This window comes from Propioniciclava sp. (assembly GCF_036744435.1).
Classification (GTDB): domain Bacteria; phylum Actinomycetota; class Actinomycetes; order Propionibacteriales; family Propionibacteriaceae; genus Propioniciclava.
Genome location: NZ_DAIOIA010000006.1, coordinates 19366 through 45596 on the forward strand (window position 1 = coordinate 19366; position 26231 = coordinate 45596).

25 protein-coding genes are annotated in these 26231 nt (G+C 70.0%); 17 read left to right on the top strand and 8 right to left on the bottom strand.

What is annotated here, in order from left to right; genetic code table 11:
• Positions 1-155 precede the first annotated feature (155 nt).
• Both V7E09_RS01575 and V7E09_RS01580 read left to right on the top strand, forming a co-directional pair.
• Entirely contained in the window at positions 156-836 is a 681-nt protein-coding gene (locus V7E09_RS01575; protein ID WP_324522935.1) for a transglycosylase family protein, read from the top strand.
• 89 nt (positions 837-925) lie between these two features.
• The gene (locus V7E09_RS01580) at positions 926-1483 is read left to right on the top strand and encodes a DUF4870 domain-containing protein (protein ID WP_324511068.1); all 558 of its coding nucleotides are present in this window, start codon (positions 926-928) and stop codon (positions 1481-1483) included.
• 504 nt (positions 1484-1987) lie between these two features.
• Here the strand turns inward: V7E09_RS01580 and V7E09_RS01585 are convergent.
• Together V7E09_RS01585 and V7E09_RS01590 are read right to left on the bottom strand one after the other, a co-directional pair.
• Entirely contained in the window at positions 1988-2893 is a 906-nt protein-coding gene (locus tag V7E09_RS01585; RefSeq protein ID WP_324511069.1) for a DNA-3-methyladenine glycosylase family protein, read from the bottom strand.
• Positions 2894-2954: 61 nt separating this feature from the next.
• Complete coding sequence (locus V7E09_RS01590; protein WP_324511070.1) at positions 2955-3758, bottom strand: sulfite exporter TauE/SafE family protein; 804 nt, start codon at positions 3756-3758, stop codon at positions 2955-2957.
• 60 nt (positions 3759-3818) lie between these two features.
• On the opposite strand from V7E09_RS01590, the gene V7E09_RS01595 reads away from it, so the two are divergent.
• The 6 genes from V7E09_RS01595 to V7E09_RS01620 all read left to right on the top strand — a co-directional run bounded on the left by V7E09_RS01595 (position 3819) and on the right by V7E09_RS01620 (position 10067).
• Positions 3819-4385, top strand: a complete 567-nt coding sequence (locus V7E09_RS01595; protein WP_324511071.1) for a hypothetical protein — start codon at positions 3819-3821, stop codon at positions 4383-4385.
• A 34-nt stretch (positions 4386-4419) separates the two neighbouring features.
• Complete coding sequence (locus tag V7E09_RS01600; RefSeq protein WP_324522936.1) at positions 4420-5280, top strand: sensor histidine kinase; 861 nt, start codon at positions 4420-4422, stop codon at positions 5278-5280.
• Entirely contained in the window at positions 5277-5987 is a 711-nt protein-coding gene (locus V7E09_RS01605) for a response regulator transcription factor (RefSeq protein ID WP_324511073.1), read from the top strand. The genes V7E09_RS01600 and V7E09_RS01605 overlap by 4 nt, the downstream gene beginning before the upstream one ends.
• A 123-nt stretch (positions 5988-6110) precedes the next feature.
• The gene (locus V7E09_RS01610; protein WP_324511074.1) at positions 6111-7181 is read left to right on the top strand and encodes an ABC transporter substrate-binding protein; all 1071 of its coding nucleotides are present in this window, start codon (positions 6111-6113) and stop codon (positions 7179-7181) included.
• Between the two features lie 4 nt (positions 7182-7185).
• A complete protein-coding gene (locus V7E09_RS01615) occupies positions 7186-8949 on the top strand; it encodes an ABC transporter permease (protein WP_324511075.1) in 1764 nt (587 codons plus the stop codon).
• A complete protein-coding gene (locus V7E09_RS01620; RefSeq protein ID WP_324511076.1) occupies positions 8946-10067 on the top strand; it encodes an ABC transporter ATP-binding protein in 1122 nt (373 codons plus the stop codon). Before V7E09_RS01615 ends, V7E09_RS01620 begins: the two co-directional genes overlap by 4 nt.
• A gap of 85 nt (positions 10068-10152) precedes the next feature.
• On the opposite strand, the gene V7E09_RS01625 is transcribed toward V7E09_RS01620, so the two are convergent.
• Complete coding sequence (locus V7E09_RS01625; RefSeq protein ID WP_324511077.1) at positions 10153-10932, bottom strand: PadR family transcriptional regulator; 780 nt, start codon at positions 10930-10932, stop codon at positions 10153-10155.
• A 194-nt stretch (positions 10933-11126) separates the two neighbouring features.
• Between V7E09_RS01625 and V7E09_RS01630 the strand changes: the two genes are divergently transcribed.
• The 3 genes from V7E09_RS01630 (at position 11127) to V7E09_RS01640 (ending at position 15012) form a co-directional block, all read left to right on the top strand.
• Positions 11127-11792 carry a pentapeptide repeat-containing protein gene (locus V7E09_RS01630; RefSeq protein ID WP_324511078.1) on the top strand — a complete coding sequence of 222 codons (666 nt, stop codon included), beginning with the start codon at positions 11127-11129 and terminating at the stop codon, positions 11790-11792.
• Between the two features lie 157 nt (positions 11793-11949).
• Positions 11950-13956 carry a PTS mannitol transporter subunit IICBA gene (locus V7E09_RS01635; RefSeq protein WP_324511079.1) on the top strand — a complete coding sequence of 669 codons (2007 nt, stop codon included), beginning with the start codon at positions 11950-11952 and terminating at the stop codon, positions 13954-13956.
• A gap of 9 nt (positions 13957-13965) precedes the next feature.
• Positions 13966-15012: a zinc-dependent dehydrogenase gene (locus tag V7E09_RS01640; RefSeq protein WP_324511080.1), complete on the top strand. Its 1047-nt coding sequence runs from the start codon at positions 13966-13968 to the stop codon at positions 15010-15012.
• A 170-nt stretch (positions 15013-15182) separates the two neighbouring features.
• Here V7E09_RS01640 and ptsP read toward each other — a convergent pair whose 3' ends face one another.
• The gene (gene ptsP / locus V7E09_RS01645; RefSeq protein WP_324511081.1) at positions 15183-16847 is read right to left on the bottom strand and encodes a phosphoenolpyruvate--protein phosphotransferase; all 1665 of its coding nucleotides are present in this window, start codon (positions 16845-16847) and stop codon (positions 15183-15185) included.
• Between the two features lie 142 nt (positions 16848-16989).
• Here ptsP and V7E09_RS01650 point away from each other — a divergent pair, with 142 nt between their 5' ends.
• The 4 genes from V7E09_RS01650 (at position 16990) to V7E09_RS01665 (ending at position 21351) form a co-directional block, all read left to right on the top strand.
• Positions 16990-17757, top strand: coding sequence for a DeoR/GlpR family DNA-binding transcription regulator (locus V7E09_RS01650; RefSeq protein WP_324511082.1), 768 nt, complete (start codon positions 16990-16992; stop codon positions 17755-17757).
• Between the two features lie 114 nt (positions 17758-17871).
• Complete coding sequence (locus V7E09_RS01655) at positions 17872-18894, top strand: 1-phosphofructokinase family hexose kinase (RefSeq protein ID WP_324511083.1); 1023 nt, start codon at positions 17872-17874, stop codon at positions 18892-18894.
• 103 nt (positions 18895-18997) lie between these two features.
• Entirely contained in the window at positions 18998-21040 is a 2043-nt protein-coding gene (locus V7E09_RS01660; RefSeq protein WP_324511084.1) for a PTS fructose transporter subunit IIABC, read from the top strand.
• 44 nt (positions 21041-21084) lie between these two features.
• Positions 21085-21351: an HPr family phosphocarrier protein gene (locus V7E09_RS01665; protein WP_324511085.1), complete on the top strand. Its 267-nt coding sequence runs from the start codon at positions 21085-21087 to the stop codon at positions 21349-21351.
• 115 nt (positions 21352-21466) lie between these two features.
• Here V7E09_RS01665 and V7E09_RS01670 read toward each other — a convergent pair whose 3' ends face one another.
• From V7E09_RS01670 to V7E09_RS01680, 3 genes are read right to left on the bottom strand one after another with little or no spacing between them, the layout of a single operon-like run.
• Positions 21467-22354, bottom strand: a complete 888-nt coding sequence (locus V7E09_RS01670; RefSeq protein ID WP_324522937.1) for a sugar phosphate isomerase/epimerase family protein — start codon at positions 22352-22354, stop codon at positions 21467-21469.
• Positions 22355-22371: 17 nt separating this feature from the next.
• Positions 22372-23490: a Gfo/Idh/MocA family protein gene (locus V7E09_RS01675; RefSeq protein WP_324522938.1), complete on the bottom strand. Its 1119-nt coding sequence runs from the start codon at positions 23488-23490 to the stop codon at positions 22372-22374.
• Complete coding sequence (locus V7E09_RS01680; protein WP_324511088.1) at positions 23487-24296, bottom strand: sugar phosphate isomerase/epimerase family protein; 810 nt, start codon at positions 24294-24296, stop codon at positions 23487-23489. Before V7E09_RS01680 ends, V7E09_RS01675 begins: the two co-directional genes overlap by 4 nt.
• A 118-nt stretch (positions 24297-24414) precedes the next feature.
• On the opposite strand from V7E09_RS01680, the gene V7E09_RS01685 reads away from it, so the two are divergent.
• Complete coding sequence (locus V7E09_RS01685; protein WP_324511089.1) at positions 24415-25008, top strand: TetR/AcrR family transcriptional regulator; 594 nt, start codon at positions 24415-24417, stop codon at positions 25006-25008.
• Between the two features lie 219 nt (positions 25009-25227).
• Positions 25228-25683 carry a DUF6176 family protein gene (locus V7E09_RS01690; RefSeq protein ID WP_324511090.1) on the top strand — a complete coding sequence of 152 codons (456 nt, stop codon included), beginning with the start codon at positions 25228-25230 and terminating at the stop codon, positions 25681-25683.
• Positions 25684-25825: 142 nt separating this feature from the next.
• Here V7E09_RS01690 and V7E09_RS01695 read toward each other — a convergent pair whose 3' ends face one another.
• Positions 25826-26218, bottom strand: coding sequence for a DivIVA domain-containing protein (locus V7E09_RS01695; protein WP_324522939.1), 393 nt, complete (start codon positions 26216-26218; stop codon positions 25826-25828).
• Positions 26219-26231: the final 13 nt, after the last annotated feature.

Sequence of the window (26231 nt, forward strand, 5' to 3'; positions counted from 1 at the left end):
GCAGACGGAAGGGAGGGTTCGCACGGCCGCCACAGCCCGAGCGTGCGGTGGCCAAGACTCTCAACCCAACCCTGAGGATTGATCAGATTTCCTTTGACGTTCTCTCAGGATCGCTGGCAACGTTGCCTCACGTCACCTGAGGAAGGATCCCAGCCATGCTCGGCTCTCGCATCGCGCTACGTACGGCGGTCACCAGCGCGCTGACGGGCGCCGTCATGTTCACCGGCCTGGTCATGTCCGGCCAGGCGCAGGCGTTCGATGAGGCTGTCTGGGATCGGGTGGCGCAATGCGAGTCCAGCGGCAACTGGTCGATCAACACGGGCAACGGCTACTACGGCGGCCTGCAGTTCAGCGCGTCCACGTGGCGCGCGTACGGCGGTGCCACGTACGCCCCCTACGCTCACCAGGCCACCAAGGCTCAGCAGATCGCCATTGCGCGCCGGACCCTGAACTCTCAGGGTCCGGGCGCCTGGCCGGTGTGCTCCAAGCGCGCCGGGCTCACCAAGACCAACGGCGGGGCGGACGCCAACGCCCAGCCCACCGGCGCGTCGGCCGGGTCCGGCTCGTCTTCGTCGTCGGGCACGGTGCAGGCCAGCGGCACCTTGGATCGCAGCACCATCGTCGCCATGCAGAAGTGGGTCGGTACGACCGCCGACGGCGTCTGGGGGCGCAAGACCACCCAGGCCCTGCAGGCGAAGGTCGGGGCCCGCGTGGACGGCGTCCGCGGTCCGGAGACCACCCGCAAGACCCAGGCCGTGGTGGGGGCGACCACCGACGGTATCTGGGGTTCCAAGACCACCCGGGCCCTGCAGGAGTACCTGGCCAAGCGGGGCTGACGCGTGGGCGGCGGGGATCGCCCGGAACGTTCCCTGACGTCGCCCCGAACCCCCTAGTCGTGCGACGATCGACCGCGCATGCTTGAGGCATGACCGATCCGAACGCCCAGAATCAGCAGAACAGCCCCCAGGGCAGCAACCCGTGGGCGAACCCGATGGACGCGCCCCCGCCGTTCCCCGACGCCGGGGTCGGTTCCCGCTCCGACAACCCCTACACCGCCAACCCGTACGCCGCCGCGCCGATCAACCAGTACTCGTCCGGCTCCGGCCGCAGCCCCTATCAGCGCCGCCCCGATGGCGATGATCGCGTCTGGGCCATGCTGGCCCACTTGTCCGCCCCGATCGCGGCGATCGTGTCGGCCGGGTGGCTGACGTTCCTGGGACCGCTCATCGTGTGGTTCGTGAAGCGGGACTCGTCGCCCTTCGTCCGCAACGCGGCAGCCGGTGCGTTCAACTTCTCGTTGACGATGGCGCTGTTCAGCATCGTCGGCTGGATCCTGAACTTCACCGTCGTCCTGTCCATCATCGGCATCCCGATGGTGATTATCGGCGCTCTCGGTGCCATCATCCTGGGCGTGTACGGCGCCCTGAAGGCCTGGAACGGCGTCCCCTACACCTACCCCTGGCAGTTGCGCATCCTCAGCTGAGGAACGCAGACCCACCAGGGACAGCGGGGGCCGAACGCAAGCGTTCGGCCCCCGCTCTGCGTCCCCCACCTCCGCCGAGGACTAAGGCTGCATGCGCCGAGGACTGGGGCTGCACCCGCCGAGGACTGAACCTCACCCCGGCGAGGACCGAGGTTGCACCCGCCGAGGACTGAGCCTCACCCCGCCGAGGACTGAGGTTTCCCTGGTCGAGGGCCTCAGTTCACCTCCCGGTACAGAGGAAGACGGGGCGAGCGCCGTGAGTGGCGGTCCTGGGCGGCATCATCCTCAGTCCTCGACGTCCCCAACCGCAGTCCTCGGCGGGTTCGAGGTCTGCGGCACGGTGAACCCGAGTCCTCGGCGCCCGGAGGTTCAGTCCTCGGCTCCCTGGGGTTCAGTCCTCGATGCACGCAAGCTCAGTCCTCGGCGTCGTGAGGTTCAGTCCTCGGCGTGGTGAGGCTGAGTCCTCGGCGCCCGGAGGTTCAGTCCTCGGCGGGTGAGGCTGAGTCAGGCGGGGAGGTGGCGGCGGGGGGCCATCCGGGCACCCCGTCTAGGGTGTCCCGCCCGGGCCAGTTCGAGGAGCCGCTGGACGCGGTAGCGATGGCCTGCGTACGGGGCCAGCACCTCCAGCATCGCGGCGTCGTCGCGTTCCTCCCCGAGCAAGGCGTAGGTGATCGAGCGGGCGACGTGGAAATCGCCGACGCTCACCGCGTCCGCGTCGCCGTGGGCGCGCTGCCGGATCTCCGCGGACGTCCAGGCGCCGACACCCGGGACGCTGCGCAGTCTGCCGCCGGCCGCTGCGGGATCCGTCAGCGTGCGTTCCAGGGCGGGGGCGACCCGCGCGAGCCGCTGCAGCGTGTCGGAGCGGGCGCCGTCCACGGGTAACCGCAGCCACTCCCAGGAGGCGACGCCGCGCAGGCGCTGCGGCGACGGCGGGACGCGCAACTCGAGGTCGGCCCCCGGCCCCGGGGCCACCTCCCCGAATCGACGAAGCAGCCGCCGGTAGCCGGTGAACGCCTCCTGACCGGTCACCTTCTGCTCCAGGACGGCGGGCACCGCCGCGGCCCAGACGATCCCGCCGCGCCCGACCCGCAGGTGGCGATGGGACCGCCAGGCGGACGCCAGCACCGGATGCTGGGGCTCGAACCCGGCCACGTCGTCGTCAGCGCCGAGCATCCGGGGCAGTTCCTCCAGCACCCACGCTGCGCCCTCGCCCCAGGCGGACGCCTCCACAGCCTCCCCGGCGACGCGGACCCGCAGCGTCGCCGCCCCCGCGGGGGTGGCCAGCGCGCGCCAGTGCGCCCCGGTGACGATGCGGTACGACGGGTCGCCAGTACCGCGTCGCCACGCGGACCACGACTCGGTGAGATTCACGGGCCACGGCGGACGCCAGATGCGCTGCTCGGCCGTCACGCGGTGGCTCCACTTGGTGTGCCAGCGCCCGTGGCGTGCGGCCCGACGCGCTGCTCGGCGGTCATAGGGACGCTCCTCCGAGGGTGTTGATCAGGGTCACCGCGGCCACCGCCGCCAGGAGGGCGGCGAAGGCGAAGGTCAGCGTCGAGGGGCGTGCCCGGACGGCCAGCGGTCCGCCGGCGAGACCTCCTAGGGCGCTGCCCGCGGTGAACAGCAGGGTCAGGGGCCAGTCGAGGGTGACGTCGGTGCCGAGGCGTCCGGCGAGCCCGGCCAGGGACGCGAGCACCATCGCCACCAGCGACATCGCCGTCGCCCGACGCATCGGGACGCGCAGCACCAGCACCAGCAGCGGCACCATCAGGAAGCCGCCGCCGACGCCGAAGAACCCGGTGAGCAGGCCGGTCAGCAGCCCGACGCCGACCGTGCTCACCCACAGCCGGGTCGAGGGAGGGGGCAGGGTCAGGTCGGCGTCCTTCTCGTCGCCGCGCGCTTCGGCACGCCGATCCGCGATCCCCTGGGCCAACATGGCGACGGCGACCGCCGCGAGCAGGACGCCGAAGAGCAGCATCAGCGAAGAGCCGTCGACCAGCAGCGACAGGCGCGAGCCGACCAGCGAACCGGCGACGGTGACGCCGCCGAAGGCGAGCGCTCTGCCCCAGGGCACCAGGCGCTCGCGGACGGGGAAGATCAGCCCGGTCATGGCGGTGAACCCGACGATGACGAGCGAGCTTGCGGCGGCGCTGTGCGGAGGCTGCTGGAGCGCATACACGAGGATGGGCACCGACAAGATGCCGCCGCCGGCCCCTAGCGCGCCCACCACGAGACCGACGAGCAGGCCGATCAGGATCGGCTCCAGGAGGCTCACGGTTTCCCATCCTAGGCCGGTCGTTCGACCGGGCCCGCGACCATGTGGTCGGATGGGGGCATGGCGGAACAGGGGTTGCCGGTCACGGTGCGGATCCAGGCGCGGTTGCAGGATGACCAGCGGGCCGAGGTGATCGACGCGTTGTTCGAGGCGCTGCTGGCCCGGGTCTCGCCGCCGTCGCGAGTGACGGGCTCGGAGTTGGTCGTCGGCGTCCATGGGGAGCCGCGGGCCGTGCTGGCGCACCTGGAGGTCGCGCCCGTCGACGCCGAGCGTGTCGTCGCCGCGATCCTCGACCTGGAGGACGGCCTGCCCCAGGGGTCCCGCGTCGAGATCAACGGGGCCAGCGCCCCGTTCGGGCGGCTGCAAGGCCTGGCCGTCTACCTCAACGGCACCCAGTTGGACGCCGACGCGTACACCCAGGGCGATCTGCAGGCCACCGTGGACGCGTTGACGCTGGCCGCGGGGGACGCCGGGACGCTGTGGTCGCACTGGATGGGGCCCGCCGAGACCGCGCTGTACTTCTACGGCGGCGACGCCGCCCTGCTGCGGACGCGTCTGGAGGCGGCCGCACCGGGCCTGCCGCTGCTGGAACGCTGCCGCTTCGTGGCGGTGGCCGCGCAGGACTGAGCCGGACGCCCACAGCTCGCGCTACCCTCGCGGCATGGCTGAGTCGCTCGGGGGCGCGGCGGTCGGGGAATCGCTGCTGTGCGCGGCGGTCGTCGTCCTGCTGATCGTGCTGGCCGGGGTTGCGGAGGCGCTGCGCCGCGCCCGTCGCCGGGCGGCCGAACTGGCTGCTGAGAACCGCCGTTGGCGGGCCCTGGCGATGGACCGCGCCGATCGGGTCGCCATCGTCAGCCACGAGTTGCGGACCCCCATCGCCCTCATCAGCGGGGCAGCCGAGTTGCTGCTGGACGGCACCGCGGGTGCGTTGAGCACGACGCAGCACGGCCTGGTCGACACCATCGACGTCAAGGCGTCGGAGGTACTGGCGCTGGCCGCCGATCTGCTCACCGACGCGAAGATCGACGCGGCGCTGTTCCAGTTCCGGGCGACCACCGTCGACGTCCGCCGGGTCACCACCGGCATCGTGCGCGATCTGCGCCACCTGTACCCCAACCGGATCACCTTGTCGGCGCGCGGGGCGTCGCCTCGGATCATGGGCGATCCGGATCTGATCCGGCAGGCGCTGACGAACCTGATCACCAACGCCGCCCGGCACGCCGGTGAGGAGGCGAGGATCGGGGTCACCGTCCGGCCGAACGAGGACGGCGTGCTCATCATCGTCTCCGACGACGGGACGGGGATGAGCCCGGAGCAGACCTCGGAGCTGTTCCGGCGGGGACTTGCGGGCAAGAGCGAAACCGGAAATGGTCTGGGCATGCTGATCACGCGGCGCATCGTCGAGCTCCATGGCGGCAGGTGCCTGGTGGATTCCGCGGTCAACGTCGGCACGACGATCCTGTGCAGCCTTCCGCGGCGCACCCCGGAGCGGGACGAACTCAGCGCGGACCCGGTCGCATGAGCGCCCCGCAGGCCGTGCTGGTCGTCGACGATGAGCCCCGCATGCGAACCATGCTTGAGCTGGCCCTCGGGGCTGCCGGCTATGCGGTGCGGACGGCCGCGGACGCGTCCTCGGCCTGGCGGGTGCTGCAGGAGGAGAGCATCGCGCTGGTGGTGCTGGACGTGATGATGCCCGGGGTGAGCGGGCTGGAGCTGTGTCAGCGGATCCGCGAGCAGGCGGCCGTCCCGGTGATCCTGCTCACCGCGCGCGACGCCGCCGCCGACCGCGTCGAAGGGCTGGAGGCGGGGGCGGATGACTATCTGGCCAAGCCGTTCAGCCCGCGTGAGCTGGTGTTGCGCGTCGGGGCGATCCTGCGGCGCACCTCGGGTCGGCAGCCGCAGCGCGTCGTCGGGACGCGGCGGGCGGTGGGGGATCTCAACCTGGACGCCGCGTTGTCCCTGGCCCGGCGTGGCTCCCGCGATCTTCACCTCACGCCGTCGGAGTTCCGGCTGCTGTGGCTGCTCACCGACGAGGTGGGTACGTTGGTCAGCACCGACCACCTGTTGGAGGCCATCGGGCACGACAGCGACCGGTGGGGCGGGCGGGCGGCGCTGCGCACGGCCATCTACCGGTTGCGCGGCAAGATCGAGGACGGCCCCGCCGAGCCTGCCATCGTGACCGAACACGGCCGCGGTTATCGTTTCGTCACCCCGCGGCGCGGAGCGTGACGAACATCACACAACCGTGACGTTCCCCCTAATCATCGCCATGGTCGACCCCGGGAGCCCGTTTCTACACTGAGGCCGCAGGGGGCCCAGTGTCGGGCCCCGATCGTCAAGGGAGTCGAACACATGATCAAGCGTGCATGGGGCGTTGTCGCGGGTACCGCGGCGTTGGCCCTCAGTCTCGGCGGCTGTGTCGTCAGCACCAGTGCCACCACCAGCCCGTCGGCCGGCGGGGAGAGCACCGCCCTGAGCGGCAAGCTCACCGTCGCCTGTGGCGCCATGGAGGAGGTGTGTGACGCCTGGACGAAGGCGTTCACCGCCAAGACCGGCGTGCAGACCTCGTTCGTCCGGCTGAGCTCCGGTGAGACCGTCGCCCGGCTTGCGGCGTCCAAGGCCGCCCCCGAGTTCGATGTGTGGCACGGCGGCCCGGCCGACGGCTATGGCGCGGCTGCGGGCCAGGACCTGCTGGAGAAGTACACCCCCGAGAACGCCGCCCAGATCCCTGAGAAGTACAAGGACGCGAACGGCTACTGGAACGGCGTCTACGTCGGCGCGCTGGGCTTCTGCTCCAACGCCAAGGTGCTCGCCGAGAAGGGCGTCGCCGTTCCCACCTCCTGGGATGCGTTGCTCGATCCGACGCTGAAGTCGCAGATCTCGACGGCCCACCCGTCGACGTCGGGCACCGCGTTCACGACGTTGTGGACGCAGGTCGTGCTGCGCGGCGGGGAGGACCAGGCCCTCGACTTCATGAAGAAGATGCACGCGAACGTGCTGCAGTACACCAAGTCGGGCACGGCCCCGGGCCAGATCGCCGGTCGCGGTGAGGTGGCCGTCGGCCTGGTCTTCAGCCACGACTGCGTCCTGTACAAGGAGCGGGGCATGACCGACCTGGAGGTCTCCTTCCCGGCCGAGGGCACCGGCTATGAGGTCGGCGGTGTCGCCGTCGTCAAGGGTGGTCCGAACGCGGCAGCCGCGAAGGCGTACGCCAACTGGGCGCTGTCGGCCGAGGCGCAGGAGATCGGCCCGACGGTCGGCTCCTACCAGCTGCCCACCAACCCTGACGCCAAGAGCGACCCTCGCATGGTCGACCTGAGCACCATCAAGCTGGTCGACTACGACTTCGAGAAGGCGGCCGCGGCCAAGAAGGAGCTCACCGCTCGCTTCGACGCCGAGGTTGCGGCGCAGCCGAAGTCATAACCCGATGACCACGAGCAACCCGGCGGCCGAGGCCGCCTTGGTACCTTCCGCCCGGACGCCGCGCGCCCGCGGGCGCCGCAAGGCCCTGGACGTGTCCACGGTCGTCGTGGTTGCCGTGGTCGTGGTGCTGCTGGCGATCCTGATCCTGTATCCGCTGGCGGCGATCTTCACCCAGGCGTTCAGCCCTGAGGGGCTGAAGGTGATCACGACCGTCATCACGTCGGCGGTCAACCGGCAGATCGTGTGGAACACCTTCGTCCTGGGGGTCCTGGTCGGCGTCCTGGGAACGCTGTTGGGGTTCCTGCTGGCGTACGTCCAGGTGAAGGTGGCGTTCAAGAACAAGCGGCTGTTCCACATCCTGTGCCTGCTGCCGGTCGTCTCCCCGCCGTTCGCGGTGGCGACCGCCATCATCACCTTGCTGGGGCGCCGCGGCATCATCACCCACGGCCTGCTGGGGCTGGAGACCAGCATCTACGGGCTGCCCGGCCTGACGCTGGTGCTGGTGCTGTCGTTCTTCCCCGTGGCCTACATGAACTTCAAGGGCATGCTGGAGAACCTCGACCCGGCCCTGGACGACGCGTCCTCCAACCTGGGCGCCTCGGGGTGGCAGACCTTCTGGCGGGTGACCCTGCCCATGCTGGTGCCGGGCTTCGCGGCGTCGTTTTTGCTGTTGTTCGTCGAGGCGATCGCCGATCTGGCGAACCCGCTGGTCATCGGTGGCGATTACACCGTGCTCGCCTCGCGCGCCTACATCGCCATCACGGGCGAGTACGACGTGTCGGCGGGCGCCGCCTACTCGATCGTGCTGCTGATGCCTGCCGTGCTCGTGTTCGTCGTCCAGCAGTACTGGGTCAGCCGGACCAGCACCGTCACCGTCACCGGGAAGCCCGCGGGCAAGCCGCGCCTCATCCACGACCCTCGCGGACGCATCCCGCTGCTCGTCGTCGGGGTGGCGATCCTCGCGGTGGTCGTCAGCATCTATCTGACGGTCGTCGTCGGCGCTTTCACGAAGATCCTGGGAGTCAACAACGAGTTCACGCTCGACAACTTCCGCTACGTGCTCAGCGGCATCGGCAACGAGTCGATCCTGGACACGACGCTGCTGGCGATCATCGCCACCCCGATCGCGGGGGTGCTCGGCATGGTGATGGCCTGGCTGATCGTCCGCAAGGTCAAGCGGGGGTCCGGGCTGCTGGACTTCCTCGGCATGCTCGGGCTGGCCGTGCCCGGCACCGTGGTCGGTATCGGCTACGCGATCGCCTTCAACACGCCGCTTCAGTTCACCGTCGGCGGCACGACCATCCAGGTGCTGCCCGCGCTCGGCGGCGGTGCGGCGATCTTCGGCGGCGCGATGGCGATCGTGATGGTCTACATCATCCGGTCGCTGCCGTCGGGGCAGCGCTCCGGGATCGCGGCCTTGCAGCAGATCGATCCGTCCATCGATGAGGCGGCCGCCTCGCTGGGCGCTGAGAGCTTCACGACGTTTCGCACCATCACGTTGCCGTTGATCCGGCCCGCCTTCCTGGCCGGCCTGATCTACGCGTTCGCCCGGTCGATGACGACCTTGTCGCCGATCATCTTCATCACGACGCCCTCCACCAAGATCATGACCAAGCAGATCCTCGCCGAGGTGGACGCCGGCCGCTTCGGCAACGCGTTCGCGTTCTGCGTCCTGCTGCTGCTGATCGTCGTCTCGGTCATGGGCGCCATGAGCTTGCTGTTGCGGGGACGCAACGACGTCCGCACCCAGATTGGAGCTGGAGCATGACCACCACCGACCGCCACCACGATTCCGGGCGGATCGTCCTGACCGACCTGGTCAAGGAGTTCTCCGGCCGCGACGGCGCCACCCGCGCCGTCGACGGCATCGACCTGGAGACCCAGCCCGGTGAGTTCGTCACGTTGCTGGGGCCGTCGGGCTGCGGCAAGACCACGACGCTGCGGATGGTCGCCGGGTTCGAGACGCCGACGTCGGGGGACATCCTGCTCGACGGGGCCGACATGACCCGGCTCACCCCCGACAAGCGCCCGATGTCGATGGTGTTCCAAAGCTACGCGCTGTTCCCGCACCTGTCGGTGCGCGACAACGTCGCCTACGGGCTGAAGCTGCAAAAGCTCGGCAAGGAGGCGATCACGGACGCCGTCGACAGCGCCCTGACCTCGATGGATCTCGTCAAGCTCGCCAACCGGGCGCCCAATCAGCTTTCCGGCGGGCAGCAGCAGCGCGTCGCCCTGGCCCGGGCGATGGTGATGCGACCGAAGGTGCTGCTGTTCGATGAGCCGCTGTCGAACCTGGACGCGAAGCTGCGCGTCCAGATGCGCACCGAGATCCGCAACCTGCAGCAGAAGCTGGGCATCACCGCCCTCTACGTCACCCACGACCAGGACGAGGCGATGTCGCTGTCGGACCGGATCGTCGTGATGAACAAGGGCCGGATCGAACAGGTGGGGACCCCGGAGGAGATCTACCGGCGTCCGGCGACGGTGTTCGTGGCCGACTTCATCGGCTCGGCGAACTTCCTCGACCCGGTCGGAGTAACCGTGCTCGGAGACCGCGCCCGCGTTGATGTCCTGGGTAGCCAGCGCGAGCTCCACGCCGCGCCGGGGGCGGCGGAGGCGGCCGCGCACGTGGTGCTGGTGCGTCCCGAGTCGGTGCAGTTGCGGCGCAGTTCGGCCGAGGCCGCCGACGGGGAGTCGGTGCTGGGGGGACGCGGGCGTGTGCTTCGAGCCGTGTTCTACGGTTCGATGGTGGAGTACGAGATCGACACCGACGCGGGCACCATCATCGCCGTCGTGTCCGATCCGGATCCTGAGGAGATTCTCGCCGAGGACGATCTGGTGGAGGTGGACTTCCCGCGCGATCGCGGGTGGTTGCTTCCTGCCTGAGCGTTCCGGGTGACTGAAGCCTGCACGGGGGAGACGAGCCCGGCTCGACGTGAGACGTCGAGCCGGGCATCTGTCTGGGTGGAACTCACTCCGTGGTGGTCTCGGGCTCTTGCCCGGCCAGCGCCGAGTAGAGGTCGCTGCGGGCCTGCGTGAGGATCGCGGCGATGCGCTGCAACTGCGCGGGGGAGGCTGCGCGGGCGGCGTGCCGGACAGCGCCGTTGAGTTCGTGCATCAGGGCCGGGAGCTCGATGCCGGATGCGTCGGCGTCGGCGAACGGGTCGCTCCAGGAGGCCTGGTGCTCGGTCACGTAGGCGGTACCTGCCTCGGTGAGCGTGGCGAGCTTGCGGCCGTCGGCCTGCCCCAGGGTGATGAGGCCCTCATCGACGAGCGCTGACAGCGTGGGGTAGATCGCCCCCGGGCTGGGGGTCCAGCGGCCGCCTGAGCGTTCGGTGATGGTCTGCATGAGCTGGTAGCCGTGCATCGGCTCTTCGTTCAGCAGACGCAGGATGGTGGTGCGGACATCGCCGCGTGCGGCGCGACCGCCTCGAGGGCCGCGGCGTCCACCGCGATGCGGGCCGCGGGGGCCGTCCTCGTCGCGTCCGCCGCGGGGGTCGGAGCCTGAGGGGCCGCGGAACGGCCCGCCGAATCCGGGGCGGCCGTCGAAGCCACCGCGGTCGAAGCCGGGTCGGGTGTCGAAGCCGTCGAAGCCGGGATGACCCTCGAATGTCTCGGGGTCGGGGCGTCCCATGGTCGGATCGAACCGGGGTCCGTCGAACCGGGGGCCGCGGCGGCCTCGCGGGCCGCGCTGGGAGCGCGGGTCGTTGTCGTCGCCGCGTGCTGCGTAGTGATCGTGGTTGTGCGTCATGGTGGTTCCTTTCGTGTGTCGTTCACCATGACAGTAACGATATATCGCAATGTGTCGCAATGCAACCCCCTGTGGTGCCCGAGGAGGTGGATGGCCGCCGATGCCCGGCCATGCCCGCCGGGCCGCTGTCTGGAGGAGCCGTTACCGTGAGCCCCGGGGCGTGCGCATGGGCGGGCCCGTGGAAAGGGGCGGGGATGGCTGCGAGAAGGGCTGCGGTGGCGGAGCCGGTGATCGAGGAACTGCGTCTGGGCGTCCTGGAGGACGCGACGCCCGACGAGATCGAGGCGCACCTGGACCACCGCGGGTTGCGCTTCGTGGGTGCCGATCTCGGCGGCCGCGCCCTGGCAGGCGTGGAGTTCCACGAGTGCGAGTTCGTCGGGCTCGCCGCCGGGGACGCCGACCTGCGAGGCTCGCGATTCGTCGAAGTGCGGCTGGAACGCCTCGACGCCCCCGTCCTGCGGGCCGCCCGCTCCACCTGGCGTGATGTGGTGATCGAGGGATCGCGGCTGGGCGCAGTGGAGGCCTACGAATCCGAGGTCAGGTCGGTGCGGATCACGGGGAGCAAGCTCGACTTCGTCAATCTGCGCTCGGCCACGATCAGCGACGTCGCGTTCGAGAACTGCGTCATCGGTGAGATCGATCTCGGGCAGTCCCGGGTCGAGCGGGTCAGCTTTGCGGGGTGCGCCCTGGGTGACATCCGGTTCGACGGGGCGCGGCTGCGGGCGGTGGATCTGCGTGGCGCGCAACTGGCCGTGGTCGGCGGCATCGCCTCCATGTCGGGGGTGGTGGTCAGCCCGCAGCAGGCCGCGGATCTCGCTCCCGTCTTCGCTGCGCACCTCGGGATCCTGCTGCGGGAGTGACGCCCCTCGAGAAAAGCAACACGTTCCAACACTGAACGCGTCCGATTGTGCCCATAACCCTTGACTTCGCCTGTGGTTTGCGGCGAGCATACGGGTGTGGGCGTGACCGCCCGCCCGACTCGCACAGCCGCGATCGGTCACCACATGGAGGTCACCGATGACTCTTCCTGACGCACGCGTCAACAAAAACCTGCAGGGCCCCGGACTCCGGGCCCAGGTCCAGCGAATCGGTGGGTACCTGGCCGGCATGATCATGCCGAACATCGGTGCCTTCATCGCCTGGGGCCTGATCACCGCCCTCTTCATCAAGACCGGCTGGCTCCCGAACGCGACGTTCGCCCAGCTCGTCGACCCAATGCTCTACTACCTTCTGCCCCTGCTGATCGGCTACACCGGCGGCCGCATGGTGCACGCTCAGCGCGGTGCCGTCATCGGCGCCATCGCCAGCGCGGGCGTCATCATCGGCGGACTGCCGAACGTCCCCGAGTTCACCGGCGGCACCCCGATGTTCCTCGGCGCCATGATCATGGGCCCGCTCGCCGCCTTCATCCTGAAGCTGTTCGACAAGGCGGTCGACGGGAAGATCCCCTCCGGCTTCGAGATGCTGGTCGACAACTTCTCCCTCGGCATCATCGGCCTGCTGCTCGTCCTCGTCGGCGTCGTGGGCGTCGGACCGATCCTCGCCGTGATCGTCGGCTTCCTGGGTGCGGGCGTGCAGATCCTCGTCAACGCCGGACTGCTGCCGCTGGCGTCCATCTTCGTGGAACCCGCGAAGGTCTTGTTCCTCAACAACGCCATCAACCACGGCATCTTCACGCCGCTGGCCGCGATCGACGTCCAGACCGCCGGCAAGTCGATCCTGTTCATGGTCGAGTCGAACCCCGGGGCCGGCCTGGGCCTGCTGCTCGCCTTCATGTTCTTCGGACCGAAGTCGCTGCGTCCCGCCACCCCGGGCGCCATCATCATCCACTTCTTCGGTGGCATCCACGAGATCTACTTCCCGTACGTGCTCATGAAGCCGATCATGATCCTGGCCACCATCGCCGGCTCCATGTCGGGCCTGTTCGTCGCCACCTGGCTCAACGCAGGGCTCGTCGCCGCCGCTTCGCCCGGCTCGATCATCGCCTACTTCCTGGTGACGCCCCCGAACGGCTACGTCGCCATGATCGCGACGGTCGCCACCGCCACCATCGTCTCCTTCGTGGTCGCCTCCGCCCTGCTGAAGTTCGGCCGCGGCCAAGACGACACCGACTCCGCCGTCGCCGACGACACCGTCACCACGATGGGTCACGACCTGCTGGCCACCCCCGGCGCGAGCGCGGTCGCCGGACCGGGCACCATCAACGGTGCCGACATCAAGCGCGTCGTCATCGCCTGCGACGCAGGCATGGGCTCCTCGGTCATGGTGGCGTCCCAGATGAAGAAGCGGCTCTCCCCCTACGGCGTCCAGGTGACCCACACGCCGGTCGACTCGATCCCCGCCGACGCCCAGGTGGTCCTCACCCAGGACGGCCTGGTGAACCGGGCCACGGCGACAGCACCGCACGCGGTGGTCGTCCCGTTCGCCAACTACATGGGCGACCCCTCGTTCGAACGCGTCGAGACGGCCGTCAAGGAACACCGGCTGCTGTCGGCGACCGGGCTCGGCGCCCCGACCGGCGACGCCCCCCAGACCTCCGCGGCCCCGGAGGCGTCCGCCGCCCCGAAGAAGCGCAAGAAGACCCTGGACGCGGGCGTTCTGCCGCGCGGCAACGTCCGGCTGGGTCTGCAGGCGCGCGACAAGGAGGACGCGATCCGGCAGGCCGGTGCGGTGCTGGTCTCCGGCGGGGCGGCGGATCCGGGCTACATCGACGGCATGCTCGCCCGCGAGCTCCAGACGTCGACGTTCCTGGGGGCCGGTGTCTCGATCCCGCATGGCACCAACGAGGCCCGCGCCCACATCAAGGCGGCGGCGCTCGGTTTCCTGCAGTTCCCCGGCGGCATCGACTGGGACGGCCAGACCGCGTACGTCGTCATCCCGATCGCCTCCAACAGCGACGAGCACATCGGCATCCTGTCCGCGCTCGCCTCTACCCTGGCCGACAAGACCAAGTCCGAGAAGTTGCGCACGGTGACGAGCGTGGACGAGGTCCTCGACCTGCTGACACCCGAAGAAGAGGAGTGATGCATCACCATGAAGGCACTGAGGTTCTACGCACCCGGTGACGTACGGCTCGAGGACGTCCCCGAACCCGTTGCCGGCCCCGACGAGGTGAAGATCCGCGTCCGGAACTGCTCCACCTGCGGCACCGACGTCAAGATCCGCAACAACGGCCACCCGAACATCACCCGGGTGACCACGATGGGGCACGAGATCGCCGGTGAGGTCGTCGAGGTGGGCGCGGAGGCGCTGGGCGGCTTCCAGGTGGGCGACCGCGTCCAGGTCATCGCGGCCGTCCCGTGCGGCGAATGCCACGAGTGTCGCAAGGGCTGGATGGCGGTCTGCGAGAACCAGACGTCCATCGGGTACCAGTACGACGGTGGCTTCGCCGAGTACATGATCGTCCCGGCGGCGGTCCTCAAAGTCGACGGGCTCAACCACATCCCCGAGGGCGTCGGTTTCGACGAGGCGTCGGCCGCGGAGCCGTTCGCCTGCGCGATCAACGCCCAAGAGCAGATCGGCATCGAGGAGGGCGACTTCGTCGTCGTGTTCGGGGCGGGGCCCATCGGGGCGATGCACGTGCGGATCGCCCGCGGCGTGCACAAGGCGGGCACCATCGTGCTGGTCGACATCAACGCCGAACGGCTGAAGATGACGGCGGACGCGGTGCATCCCGACCTGACCATCGACGGGTCCCGCGTCAACGTGGTGGACGAGGTGCTCCGACTCACGGGCGGGCGCGGCGCCGATGTCGTCATCACCGCCACCCCGGCGAACATCACCCAGGAGCAGGCCGTCGCCATGGCGGCCCGCAACGGCCGGATCTCGTTCTTCGGCGGACTGCCCAAGAACAACCCGACCATCGCCCTGGACAGCAATCTGGTCCACTACCGCCAGCTCCACATCCACGGGGCGAACGGGTCGGCCCCCGAGCACCACAAGCGCGCGCTGGCCTACATCGCGAGCGGTCAGATCCCGGTCAAGGACCTGATCACGCGGCACCTGCCGCTGGAGGACGTCCTGGAGGCGTTCGACATCGTCGCCCGCGGTGAAGCCATCAAGGTCACCGTCGAGCCGTAACCCATCCCCCAGACGCGTGAAGCGGGCGCCCGCAGCCAAGGGCTCCCGCTTCCGTGGTCTCTGACACCGCGCGGCGGGGAAGCCTCTCCAATGGCCCACATCGTCGCGGCGGCGTCAGACGCCGAACGGCCCCTCCGCGCGGTGCGGAGGGGCCGTCCGAGGTGGTGTGCTCAGCCCAGGAGCTTGGCGGCCAGTTCCTTGGCGTCACGGGAGTTGCGGGAGGCCACCACCTGCGCCGCCACCTCCTGGCAGGTCTCCAAGGTCACTTTGCCGAGTTGGACGCCGACCGCCGGGATGGCGTTGACGGCCATCGACAGGGACGTGATGCCCAGCCCGATCAGGACGCAGGCCAGCAGCGGATCGGCGGCGGCCTCGCCGCAGACCCCGACCGGCTTGTTGACGCGCTGCCCGGCCGCCGCGGCGTTCTGCACCAGCCGGAGCACCGCGGGCTGCCACGGGTCGGTCAGCATTGCGAGGCTGCTGGCCATCCGGTCGGACGCCATCGTGTACTGCGTCAGGTCGTTGGTGCCGATCGAGAAGAAGTCGACTTCCTTGAGGAAGGCGTCCGGCATGATGCCCACCGCCGGAACCTCGACCATGATGCCGGGGGTCAGATCGCGCTCGCGGCACTTCTGGGCGAACTCGAACGCCTCGTCGACGGTGGCGACCATCGGCGCCATGACCCAGGGCTTCTCGATGCCGTTGTCCTCGGCGGCGTGAGCGATCGCGTCAAGCTGCCGCTCCACCAGACCGGGGTTCGTCCAGCCGAGGCGGATGCCGCGGACGCCGAGGGCCGGGTTCTCCTCGTTCTCGTGGTTCGCGAACGGAACCGGCTTGTCCGAGCCCGCGTCGAGGGTGCGAACGACGACCTTCTGGCCGGGGAACGCCGCGAACACCTCGCCGTAGATCTTCGCCTGCTCGGCGACCGAGGGCTCCGTTTGGGCCGTCAGGAAGCTCAGCTCGGTCCGGTACAGGCCCACGCCTTCGGCCTGTGACGCGCTGGCCTTGCGGGCAGCGGCGCCGTCGGAGACGTTGGCGAGCAACTGCACGTGGACGCCGTCGGCGGTCTGAGCGGGCCCGCTCCAGCTGCGGATCTCCTCGCGCAGGGCGGCGTCCTGCCGTACGAGTTCCTCGGCCTCGGCCGCGTCGGGGGACAAGGTGATGATGCCGCTGGTGCCGTCCACCAGGATCGGCAGGCCCTCCACGACCGTCTCCAGGTCGGACGCCGCCACGATGCAGGGGATGCCGAGCTGGCGGGCGATGATCGCGGTGTGACTGGTGGGGCCGCCGAAGCGGGTCACGAGCGCCTTGATCATGGTGGGGTCGAGGCCCGCCGTGTCGGCGGGGGCCAGGTCCTGGGCGCAGAGCACGACGGGGCTGGTGGGCTTCGGGACGCCCGGCTCGGGCAGCCCCATCAGTTCGGCGACGACCCGGTCGCGGATGTCCTTCAGATCGGTGGTGCGCTCAGCCATGAGCCCCCCGACCTTCTCGAACTGGACGACGAACTGGTCGATGGCCTTCGCCGTGGCCTGCTCGGCCTGCTCGCCGCCGTTGATGAGCTTGGTCGCCGCGCGGATCCAGCCGCGGTCGCGGGCCAGGGCCGCCGTGGCACCCAGCACCTCGGTGGCGACGCCGGTGGCCGAACTGGCGCGGTCGGTGAACCGAGCCGCGACCGTCTCGGCGGCGGCCTTGAAGCGATCCACCTCGGCTGCCCGGGCGTCCTCGGCGACGTGAGTCCCGCTCGCAGGCGGAACGTACGCCGGGCGAGTCCAGGCGGCGGGTGCGTAGGCGTAACCGCCGACCACTCCGGTGCCACGCACAGTCTTTTTCTCCATTGTCTTTTCCTCTGCGTTGCGGGGCGTTAACTCTCAGATCATCCCGCCACGGGCTTGCCGGGTCAACATAAAGTCGGTATACCGGGACCGTCCATCATTTCCGATCGAGTCCGCTCTTGGATGGTTGACGAAGGGGTCGCCGATGTACGCAGAGGAACGCCAGCACGAGATCGTGACGCGCGCGCGTGGGCTGGGCCGCGTGTCCGTCGCCGAGTTGGCCACGCGCTTCGACGTCACCCCGGAGACGATCCGCCGCGACCTGGATGCGCTGTCGGGGCGGGGCCTGCTCAGTCGCGTGCATGGGGGTGCCGTCCCGGCGGAGAAGCTCCGGCTCGCGGAGGCGTCCGTCGACAGCCGCGAGACGAGCTTCCCTGAGGAGAAGCTGGCCATCGCGCGCCGCGCGATCAGCATGCTGCCGCGCCGCGAGGGTCTGACCGTGATCGTCGACGCAGGCACGACGACCGGGCGCCTGTGCTCCCTGCTGCCGGCCTGGGTGTCGTTGGCGGTGACCAACTCGGTGTCGGCCGCCGAGGTGCTGGCGGCCCGGGGGGATCTGGAGGTGATGATGCTGGGCGGGCAGGTCCGCAACCTCACCCAGGCGACCGTCGGCGAGCCGGCCCTGGGCGTCCTGCGGCAGTTGCGGGTGGACGTGGCCTTCCTGGGTACCAACGGCATCTCCGCCGAGCACGGGTTCTCCACCCCCGACCCGCACGAGGGCGCCGTCAAGCGGGCGATGGCCCGGTGCACGGCACAGGTCTTCGTCCTGGGGGACGCGTCCAAGATGGACAACGAGTACCTCGTCCGGTTCGCTGAGATCGACGAGGTGGACGCCTTCGTCACCGATGGCCGCCTCCCGTCGAACCGGGCCGCGGAGCTGCGCTCCGCGGGGCTGCAGGTCGAGCTCGCCTAGGGACGCACACCCAAAGTCCACGCGTTCCCACATAGATTTCTTGGCTTAGGTCTTGCCAACGGAGGTAAACCAAGATAGAAACAGACATACCAACATTGCCCCAAGGGAGTGGACATGGGTCACAGCAGCCCCGCGCGGGCGGGCAAGACGCCCGCCGTCGTCACCTTCACCGCCAACCCCAGCATCGACCGGACGATCGTGCTCGGCCAGGCACTGGAGCGTGGCGAGGTCCAGCGCGCCCGCGGCGTCTTCGAGCAGGCGGCGGGCAAAGGCGTCAACGTCGCCCAGGTGCTGTTCAACGCGGGCATCGACGTGGCCGTCGTGACCGCAGCGATCGACGCCCCCTATCGCGCGCTCAGTGATCGCGCCCAGACCCCACTCGCCGTCGTCGGTGTCCCCCTCAGCGGCGCCCAGCGCGTCCGCGTCAACACCACCATCACCGAACCCGACGGAACCACCACCAAGATCAATGAGGCAGGCCCGGAGTTGACGTCGGCGCAGGTGGCGCTGGCGGCGGAGGCGCTCACGGATGTCGCGCGTGGCGCCGCCTGGGTGGCGCTGTCCGGTTCGCTGCCGCCCGGGGCTCCCGAGGATTGGTACGCCACGCTGGCCATCGCGGTGCGCCGCGGCGGCACCAAAGTGGCGATCGACACCTCCGGGGTCGCCCTGGATGCCGTCCTGGCGGCCCTGCCGAGCGCGGCATTCGACCTGATCAAACCCAATTCCGAGGAGTTGGCCCAGCTCACGGGCGGGGATGCCGCCGCCTTTGAGCGAGCCGCCGCGGACGGTGACCTGACGGCGATCGTCGAGGCGGCAGCAACCCTCCGCGATCGTGGGATCGCCAACGTTCTGGTCACCCTCGGCGGCTCGGGCGCCGTGCTGGTCAACGCCGAGGGAGCCTGGTACGGCACCGCCCCGCGCATCGACGTCGCCAGCACCGTCGGCGCGGGGGACTCCTCCGTCGCCGGATTCCTCCTCGCGGAGGTGTCCGGGGATCCCGCCCCCACCTGCCTGGCCGCCGCCATCGCCTACGGAACCGCGGCGGCGTCCCTGCCCGGAACCACCCTCCCCACGCGAGCGGACCTGCCCGCGGACCCTGTCGTCACCACCCCCATCCCGGTGTCGCGCCGGGCCTGACCCGGCGCGACACACCCCCGGGGCCGGCTGGCTTCCGGAGGGCACAAGGTCTGCCTGCGCAGATCCCTCACTATCCGCACCCACCTGTTGGAAGGGACTTGCTGTGCCCCTCATCACTGAATCGCTCGTCGCCCTCGACACCGACTTGGGCGACACCAAACAAGACGTCATCGCGTCCTTGGCCGGGCTCGTCCAGGCCGCAGGCCGCGCCGACGCCGACGGCCTGACCGCCGACGCCCTGGAGCGTGAGTCCAAGGCAGCCACCGGCCTGCCCGGCGGGTTCGCCATTCCTCACTGCCGTTCCGCCGCGGTCACCGAGGCGTCCCTGGCCTTCGCCCGGCTGGCGCGTCCGGTCGACTTCGGAGCCAAGGACGGCCCCGCAGACCTGGTCTTCCTCATCGCGGCGGCCGCCGACGGGGACGCCGACCACCTGAAGTTGCTGACCAAGCTGGCCCGCGCGCTCGTCAAGAAGGACTTCCTCGCCGCGCTCCGCGCCGCAGCGACACCCGCGGAGATCGTGGCTCTCGTCGACGGCGTCGTGAACCCGCCCGAGTCGCCAACGGCTGCCCCGGTGCCTGCCGCTGCCGCGCCTGCGGCCGCCGCGCAGGTGCCGACCGACCGCCCGCTCATCGTGGCGGTGACCGCGTGCCCGACCGGAATCGCGCACACGTACATGGCCGCCGATTCCCTCGTGGCCGCGGGCCAGGAGGCCGGGGTCGACGTCCACGTCGAGACCCAGGGCTCCGGCGGGGTGACGCCGCTGCCCGCCGCCACCATCGCTCGCGCATCCGCGGCCATCTTCGCCACCGACGTCGGGGTGAAGGACATGGCCCGGTTCGCAGGCCTCCCCGTCATCGAGTCGGGGGTCAAACGCGCCATCAGCGAGCCGGGCGTCATGATCACCGAGGCGCTGGCCGCCGCGAAGAACCCGCAGGCACGCAAGGTCGCCGCCGGCGGCGGCTCCGGCGAGGAAGCCGCCGGAGAGGGGTCGCAGCTCAGCGTCGGCAAGAAGGTCATGCAGGCCCTGATGACCGGCGTCTCCTACATGCTGCCGTTCGTGGCCGCCGGCGGTCTGCTGATCGCCCTAGGGTTCCTGTTCGGCGGCTTCGACATCTCCCTGGCGCCGGGTTCGAGCTCCGCGGCCCGCACCTGCGCGGCCCTGACCTGGGCCGACCCGAGCGCCTGCGCCAGCGCCTCCAGCATCGCCGATCTGGCGATCGCGACGGGCTGGGGCGCAGGCGTCGACTACCTGGGCGCGGTGCTGTTCACCATCGGCGCCGCGGCGTTCGGGTTCCTCGTCCCCGCGTTGTCGGGCTACATCGCCTACGGCATCGCGGGCCGTCCGGGCATCGCTCCCGGATTCGTCGGCGGCGCCATCTCGGCGACCCTGGGCGCAGGCTTCCTCGGCGGCATCCTCACGGGTCTGCTGGCAGGCGTCGTCGCCTTGTGGCTCGCGAATCGCAAGGTCCCCCGATGGCTGGCGGGCCTGATGCCGGTGGTGGTGATCCCGCTGGTCACCACGCTGATCGTCGGCGGTCTGATGTACTTCCTCCTCGGGGCCCCGCTCGCCTCGCTCACCGTGGCCATGCAGGCCGCACTGACGGGAATGTCGGGCGGCTCGAAGATCGCGCTGGGCGTCATTCTCGGCCTGATGATGTGCTTCGATCTGGGCGGGCCGGTCAACAAGGCGGCCTATCTGTTCGCCACCGCGGGCCTGTCGCCCGACAACCCGGCCTCACTGCAGATCATGGCTGCCGTCATGGCCGCGGGCATGGTGCCGCCGATCGCGATGTCGGTCGCCACCTTCGTCCGCAAGGCCGTCTTCAACAAGGCCGAACGTGAGAACGGTCAGTCCGCGTGGCTGCTCGGACTCGCCTTCATCTCCGAGGGCGCCATCCCGTTCGCGGCGGCCGACCCGCTGCGCGTCATCCCCTCGATGATGGCGGGCGGGGCCGTCACGGGCGCCCTGACGATGGCGCTCGGCGTCGGCAGCTACGCCCCCCACGGCGGTGTCTTCGTGTTCTTCGCCATTCAGAACTTCGTGGGATTCCTGATCGCCATCGCGGTCGGGGTGTTGGTCAGCGCCGCGCTGGTCATCGCACTGAAGCAGTTCACCCGGAAGAAGACCCCCGTCCAGGCCGCTTGATCAGTAGCCTGAACCCAACCACCTTGTGAGTTAAGGAGAAACACATGGCAAGCAAGACCGTCACCGTCGGGTCCTCCGTCGGCCTCCACGCCCGCCCCGCAGCCATCATCGCCGAAGCCGCCGACGGCTACGACGACGAGATCACCCTGACCCTGGTGGGCGGCGACGACGAGGAGGGCGTCGACGCAGCGTCCAGCCTCATGATCATGACGCTCGGCGCCGAGAAGGGCGCCGAGGTCGTCGTGACCTCCGACAACGCCGAGGCCGTCGAGGCCATCGCCGCGCTCATCGAGAAGGATCTCGACGCCTGATCGCAGCGCGTCGTGCGGCCCGTCCCGGTTGGGGGCGGGCCGCATGCGTCTCCGGTACCAGGACCAGGATCACGGGCCGACGTCCTTCCCGTGACGTCGGACTGTGACCTGACCCTCACCCCGCGAGCGCGTCGGCAACGTCGAAGAGGCGGTCGATTCCCGTGCGGACGGCGCGGAGGCCCACGTCGAGGGGGAGAACGCGCAGGTCATCGGAGATGATCTCCACACCCCAATAGCCGTCCCACCCGGCCGTTCGCATGGCGGCGATGAACCCCGGGATGTCGAGGTCGCCCTCGCCCGGCAGGCACCTGGGCCCGACGCCGTGGTCGAGCGCCACAGTGGGGTCCACCGGGGCGTCGCCGAGTTCGACGACGAAGACGGGGACTCCCGCGAGCCGACCGGGAAGCCGGGTCCAGTCGCCGTCGCCGCATTTGACGAGTTGGTCCACGTCCAAGGCGAGTCCCGCTCGTGGGTGGGATGCCTGGCGGACGAGGTCGATCGCGGCGGACAGGGTGGGCAGATTGGTGTGGCTCATCCCCTCCAGGGCGATGTTGACGCCGAACCCGTCGGCGCGCTCCGCCAGGGCGCCGAACTCCTGGACGAAGCGATCCCACGGAGGGAGCAGGTGCGGGGGGACGCCGCGCGCCTGCGGGGCACCGACCTTGATGACGTCGACGCCCAGCACCGTCGCGGCGTCGAGCAGTTCGTCCCGGGTGCGATCGGAGCGACGTCGTTCCTCGCCCGTCGCCCACCAGCCCCGCAGCATCTCCAGCTCGACGCGTGGGATCCCGACGCTGTGGAGTCGGTCGCGCAGAACGGTCAGGCCCGGCGCGCGCGAGTAGTCGGCCACGTCTGTGTGCGACAGGCCGACCCCCTCCCAGCCGGTGGCGCCGACGGCAGCGACGCGCTGCTCCCAGGGGACGGGGGAGGAAAGGGGGCCGCCGGGCCCGGCGTCGCCAGCCCACGTCCAGCACGAGGCCAGCAGCCGCCGGTTCCTCGCCACGAGCTGCGTCCCCGGGCTTATGGGTGGAGTCCGGCCTGCGGCTGGGTGGGGTCGAACTGCTCCGGCAGCGGCGGGATGCGGTCGACGGTGGAGTCGATGCTGACGGGGATCCCGCGGTCGGCGGCGTCGCGGATGTCGAGGAGAATGTCCAGCACGTGGGCGGCGAGCGTGCCCGACGCGCGTTCCGGGACGCCTGCATCGATCGCCCGGATCATCTCGACCAGCCCGGTGCCGCGGCCCTCGGCGGCGCCCACGGCCCGAAGCGTTTCCGGCTGGTCGCTGCCGGATCGCCACAGCTGGCTGTCGCCATCGAAGAGGTTCGGATCGGGGAGGCTGAGAGTGCCCTCGGTGCCGTTGATCTCGACGAACCCAGCACGGGGTAAGGCGTGCTGGAACGAGAAGGTCGTCTGCGCGGAGGTCCCCCCGCCGAACTCGATGAGCGCGGCGTGATGGGTCGGTACGGCCACCGGGAAGGACTGGCCCGCTCGGGGTCCCGCAGCGATGGTGCGTCGCTCGCGCGACCGGGAGGCGACAGCGTGCACGCGGGTGGCGGAGCCGAACACGTGGACGAGGGTGGTGACGTAGTAAGGCCCCATATCGAACAGCGGCCCAGCCCCCGTGGCGAACAAGAACTCCGGGTCCGGGTGCCACGCATCGAGACCGGGCACCTGAAAGATGGTGGTCGCGGTCAACGGCTCGCCGATGTCGCCGCGGGCGATCGAGCGCAATGCGGTCTGGATCCCGGCACCGAGCACGGTGTCGGGAGCGCAGGCGACCCGCAGCCCGCTGGCTGCGGCCGCCGCGAGCAAGGACGCGGCGGACTCCCGGTCCATCGCGACGGGCTTCTCGCTCCACACGTGCTTGCCCGCGGCGATGCAGTGCTGATCGATCTCGGCATGCGCGGCAGGGATGGTGAGGTTCGCCACCACCGATACGTCCTCGTGGGCCAGCAGTGCGTCGACGCTGCCGGATGCGGGGACGCCGTACTTCTGCGCTTGGGCGGCCGCCCGCTCGGGGATCGCGTCGGCGATGAACCGGACCTCGACGTCGGGGAACCGGGTGAGGTTGTCCAGGTACTGAGTCGAGATGTTCCCCGCGCCGATGATGCCGACGCCGGTCGGTTGGCGCCCGGTCATGCCCCGGCCCGATCGTGCCGGCGGAGCCACGCGAAGGACGCGGCGATGCCCGCGAACACGTCGCCGGAGTAGGCGTCGAACTCGATGACGCGCAGGGCGTCTGGTGCGGCAGCGAGGATCGCCGGCACGTCGATGTCTCCCTGCCCTGCCGGGGTCTGGTTCTCAAACGCCGCCCGCAGCGCCTCGGGGACGACCAGGGCGCTCTCGTTGGAAGGCAGCACGTCGCGGATGTCGGCGGTGATCGTGCCGTCCTTGACGTGGATCGCGCGCACGCGCGGTGCCAGGGATCGCAGCAGCGCGGGGACGTCGGCGCCACCGACCTGCGCCCAGAAGGTGTCGACCTCCAAGACGACGCCGGGAGACAGCCGTTCGACGAACAGGCCGAAGGCCGTCCTGCCCTCGATCGTCGTCGTGAACTCCCACTGATGGTTGTGGTAGCCGAACTCGAGCCCGCGGGCGTTGGCCCGCTCGGAGAGTGCGTTCACCCGCTCGGCCAGGTGGGCGACCTGGTCGGCAGTCTGCCAGCGATCGGTGGGGATGAAGGGATCGATCACGGTGGTCATGCCGAGTTCGGCCGCGGCGTCGAAGATGCTCTCCGGCTGTTCGGCGTCAATCACGGCGGCGTGGCCAGACGGTGCGGTGAGGCCGTTCGCGAGCAGCGCCCGCTTGAGTTCGGGGGCGCGGACGTGGAAGGCGTACGGTTCGACCTGGGTGAGGCCGATCTCTGCGATGCGGGCCACGGCAGCGGGGAGGTCGGCGTCGATCGCCTCGCGGATTGAGTAGAGTTGCACGGACGGTTGGGACATGGTTTCTCCTGTTCCTCGTGGATGTTTCGTGTTCTCGAAGAGGTGGTCTCCTGCTACGTCACTGTGGGCAAATCCCCGCCGGGGGCATCCGACGGCTTGACCCGGAACGCGGGCTCTGATGGCGACGAAGGAGCCTCCCGCTCGGGGGCCTTACGCCAAGGGTGTGGCGCGGCGTCAGCAGATCGTCGATACCGCTCTCGATCAGTTCGCGGAGCACGGCGTCGACGGTGCGTCGCTGCGTGTCCTGGGTGAGGCGATCGGGGTATCCACCGCGACGTTGGGCCACTACTTCGCCTCCCGGGACGAGCTCTTGGTGGAGGTCTATCGGGCCCACGAGCAGCGTCGAACCGGCTGGGATCAGCCCGGGAGTCTGCTGGAGGCCATCGCCGAGACCGCGGAGAAGAACGTGTCCGTCCCGGGGCTCGTCCGCCTGTACGCGACGTTGGTGGCTGATGCCCTCCAGGAGTCGCACCCCGCCACCACCGACTTTGTGCGCGACCGGTTCCGGGAACTCCGGGGGCTGCTGGAGGGGCGCATCCGCGACGCTCAGCAGAGGGGTGCGATGACGGATGCCGTTGAGCCTGCCGATGCGGCAGCCCTGGTGATCGCGGCATCCGATGGCCTCCAGCTGCAATGGCTGCTGGACCCCGAAGAGATCGATATGCCACGCGTGCTGGGCTTGCTGGAACGGATCCTCCCGGCGGCCGACTGAGCGTCCGCGGATGGCGCACGGCCGTGATCGGTGGGCAGTCACGGGCTCTCCCTTCGTCGGGTTCCGGGGTGCCCCTTGTGCCGGGCGCCGGTGCCATGAGCAGCATACACAAAAACCGTACAGTGTCCGGTTTCTGGTGAGAGGGGGGCTTCTCCTAGGTCGCTGACTCTGTGCTGCAATCCCCGCGGCGCCGTTGGGGAAGTCCAGCGGAGGAGTGGCATGAGCGCCATGGACCCGATCCCGTTCGAGCCGGTGGGGGCAGACTTTGCCGGCTGGCCGATGCCCGTCTCGGTCCCGTCGGGGCTGGCGCTGGAGTTGTCGCGTGCCCGCCTGCTTGATGGGCGCGAGGCGTCGTTCGATGCCTGGATGGAGACGCTTCACGAGCGCTACGACGAGTGCCTCGCCACGCTGCCAGGGGAGCAGATGGCCTTCGAGGCGACGTTCCTGAACCGGGAGGCCGACGGAAGCTGGTGGATGTACCACCTGCAGGTCCGCGGCGTGGATTCGCCGGGCCTCCAGCTCGACAACGACCTCGACCGCACCCATCAGGCGTTCGCGATCGCGACGAAGCATCGCGGCTGGGAAGAACTGCAGCCCCGGCTGTTCCTCGCATCCGCGCAGGTGAGGGACGCGATGATCGCCGCCGCGCGGCCCCCGTCGCAACCCGAGGGGTGACCGGTTCGCTCGCAGGGTAGAACGCCAGCCAGGCGCATCGGGTCTCGTCAGTGACCCGAACACGTCCCACGCCGCTGCCGCAATCTCCACAGCAGCAGCACCCGCCCACCACCGGTGTGGCCGACACCCAGTGGTCGACCAATCAGTCCTGTGTCGGCTGGGGCGGCGAGAAGCGCGCGATCAGGGCGTCCAGGTGGGTGTCGACCGCGCGGGGGTCGTAGCCGGAGCGGGCGACGGCGAACCGCACGTTCGTCACGGTGTTCAGGGCGGTGGCCCGGTCGGCGTCGGCGAGGGTGGGTGTCAGCCATGCCTGCACCTGGTCGAGGAATCGGTCGACGTCGCGCAGCTTGTAGCCCGGCTTGGCGATGGGGAACGTCGCCGTCGCGAGGTCGCCTGCCTCGGGTGCCGACGGCGTCGCGTGAATGCGTGTGCGAAGCCACCCCCGGACCACCCAGAACACCAGCCAGCACGCCGCCGCGATGGCGAGGTACAGCAGCACGGTGCCGAAGTCGATGGGCGCGGCCTGGGTGTCCATGCGCACCATTGTG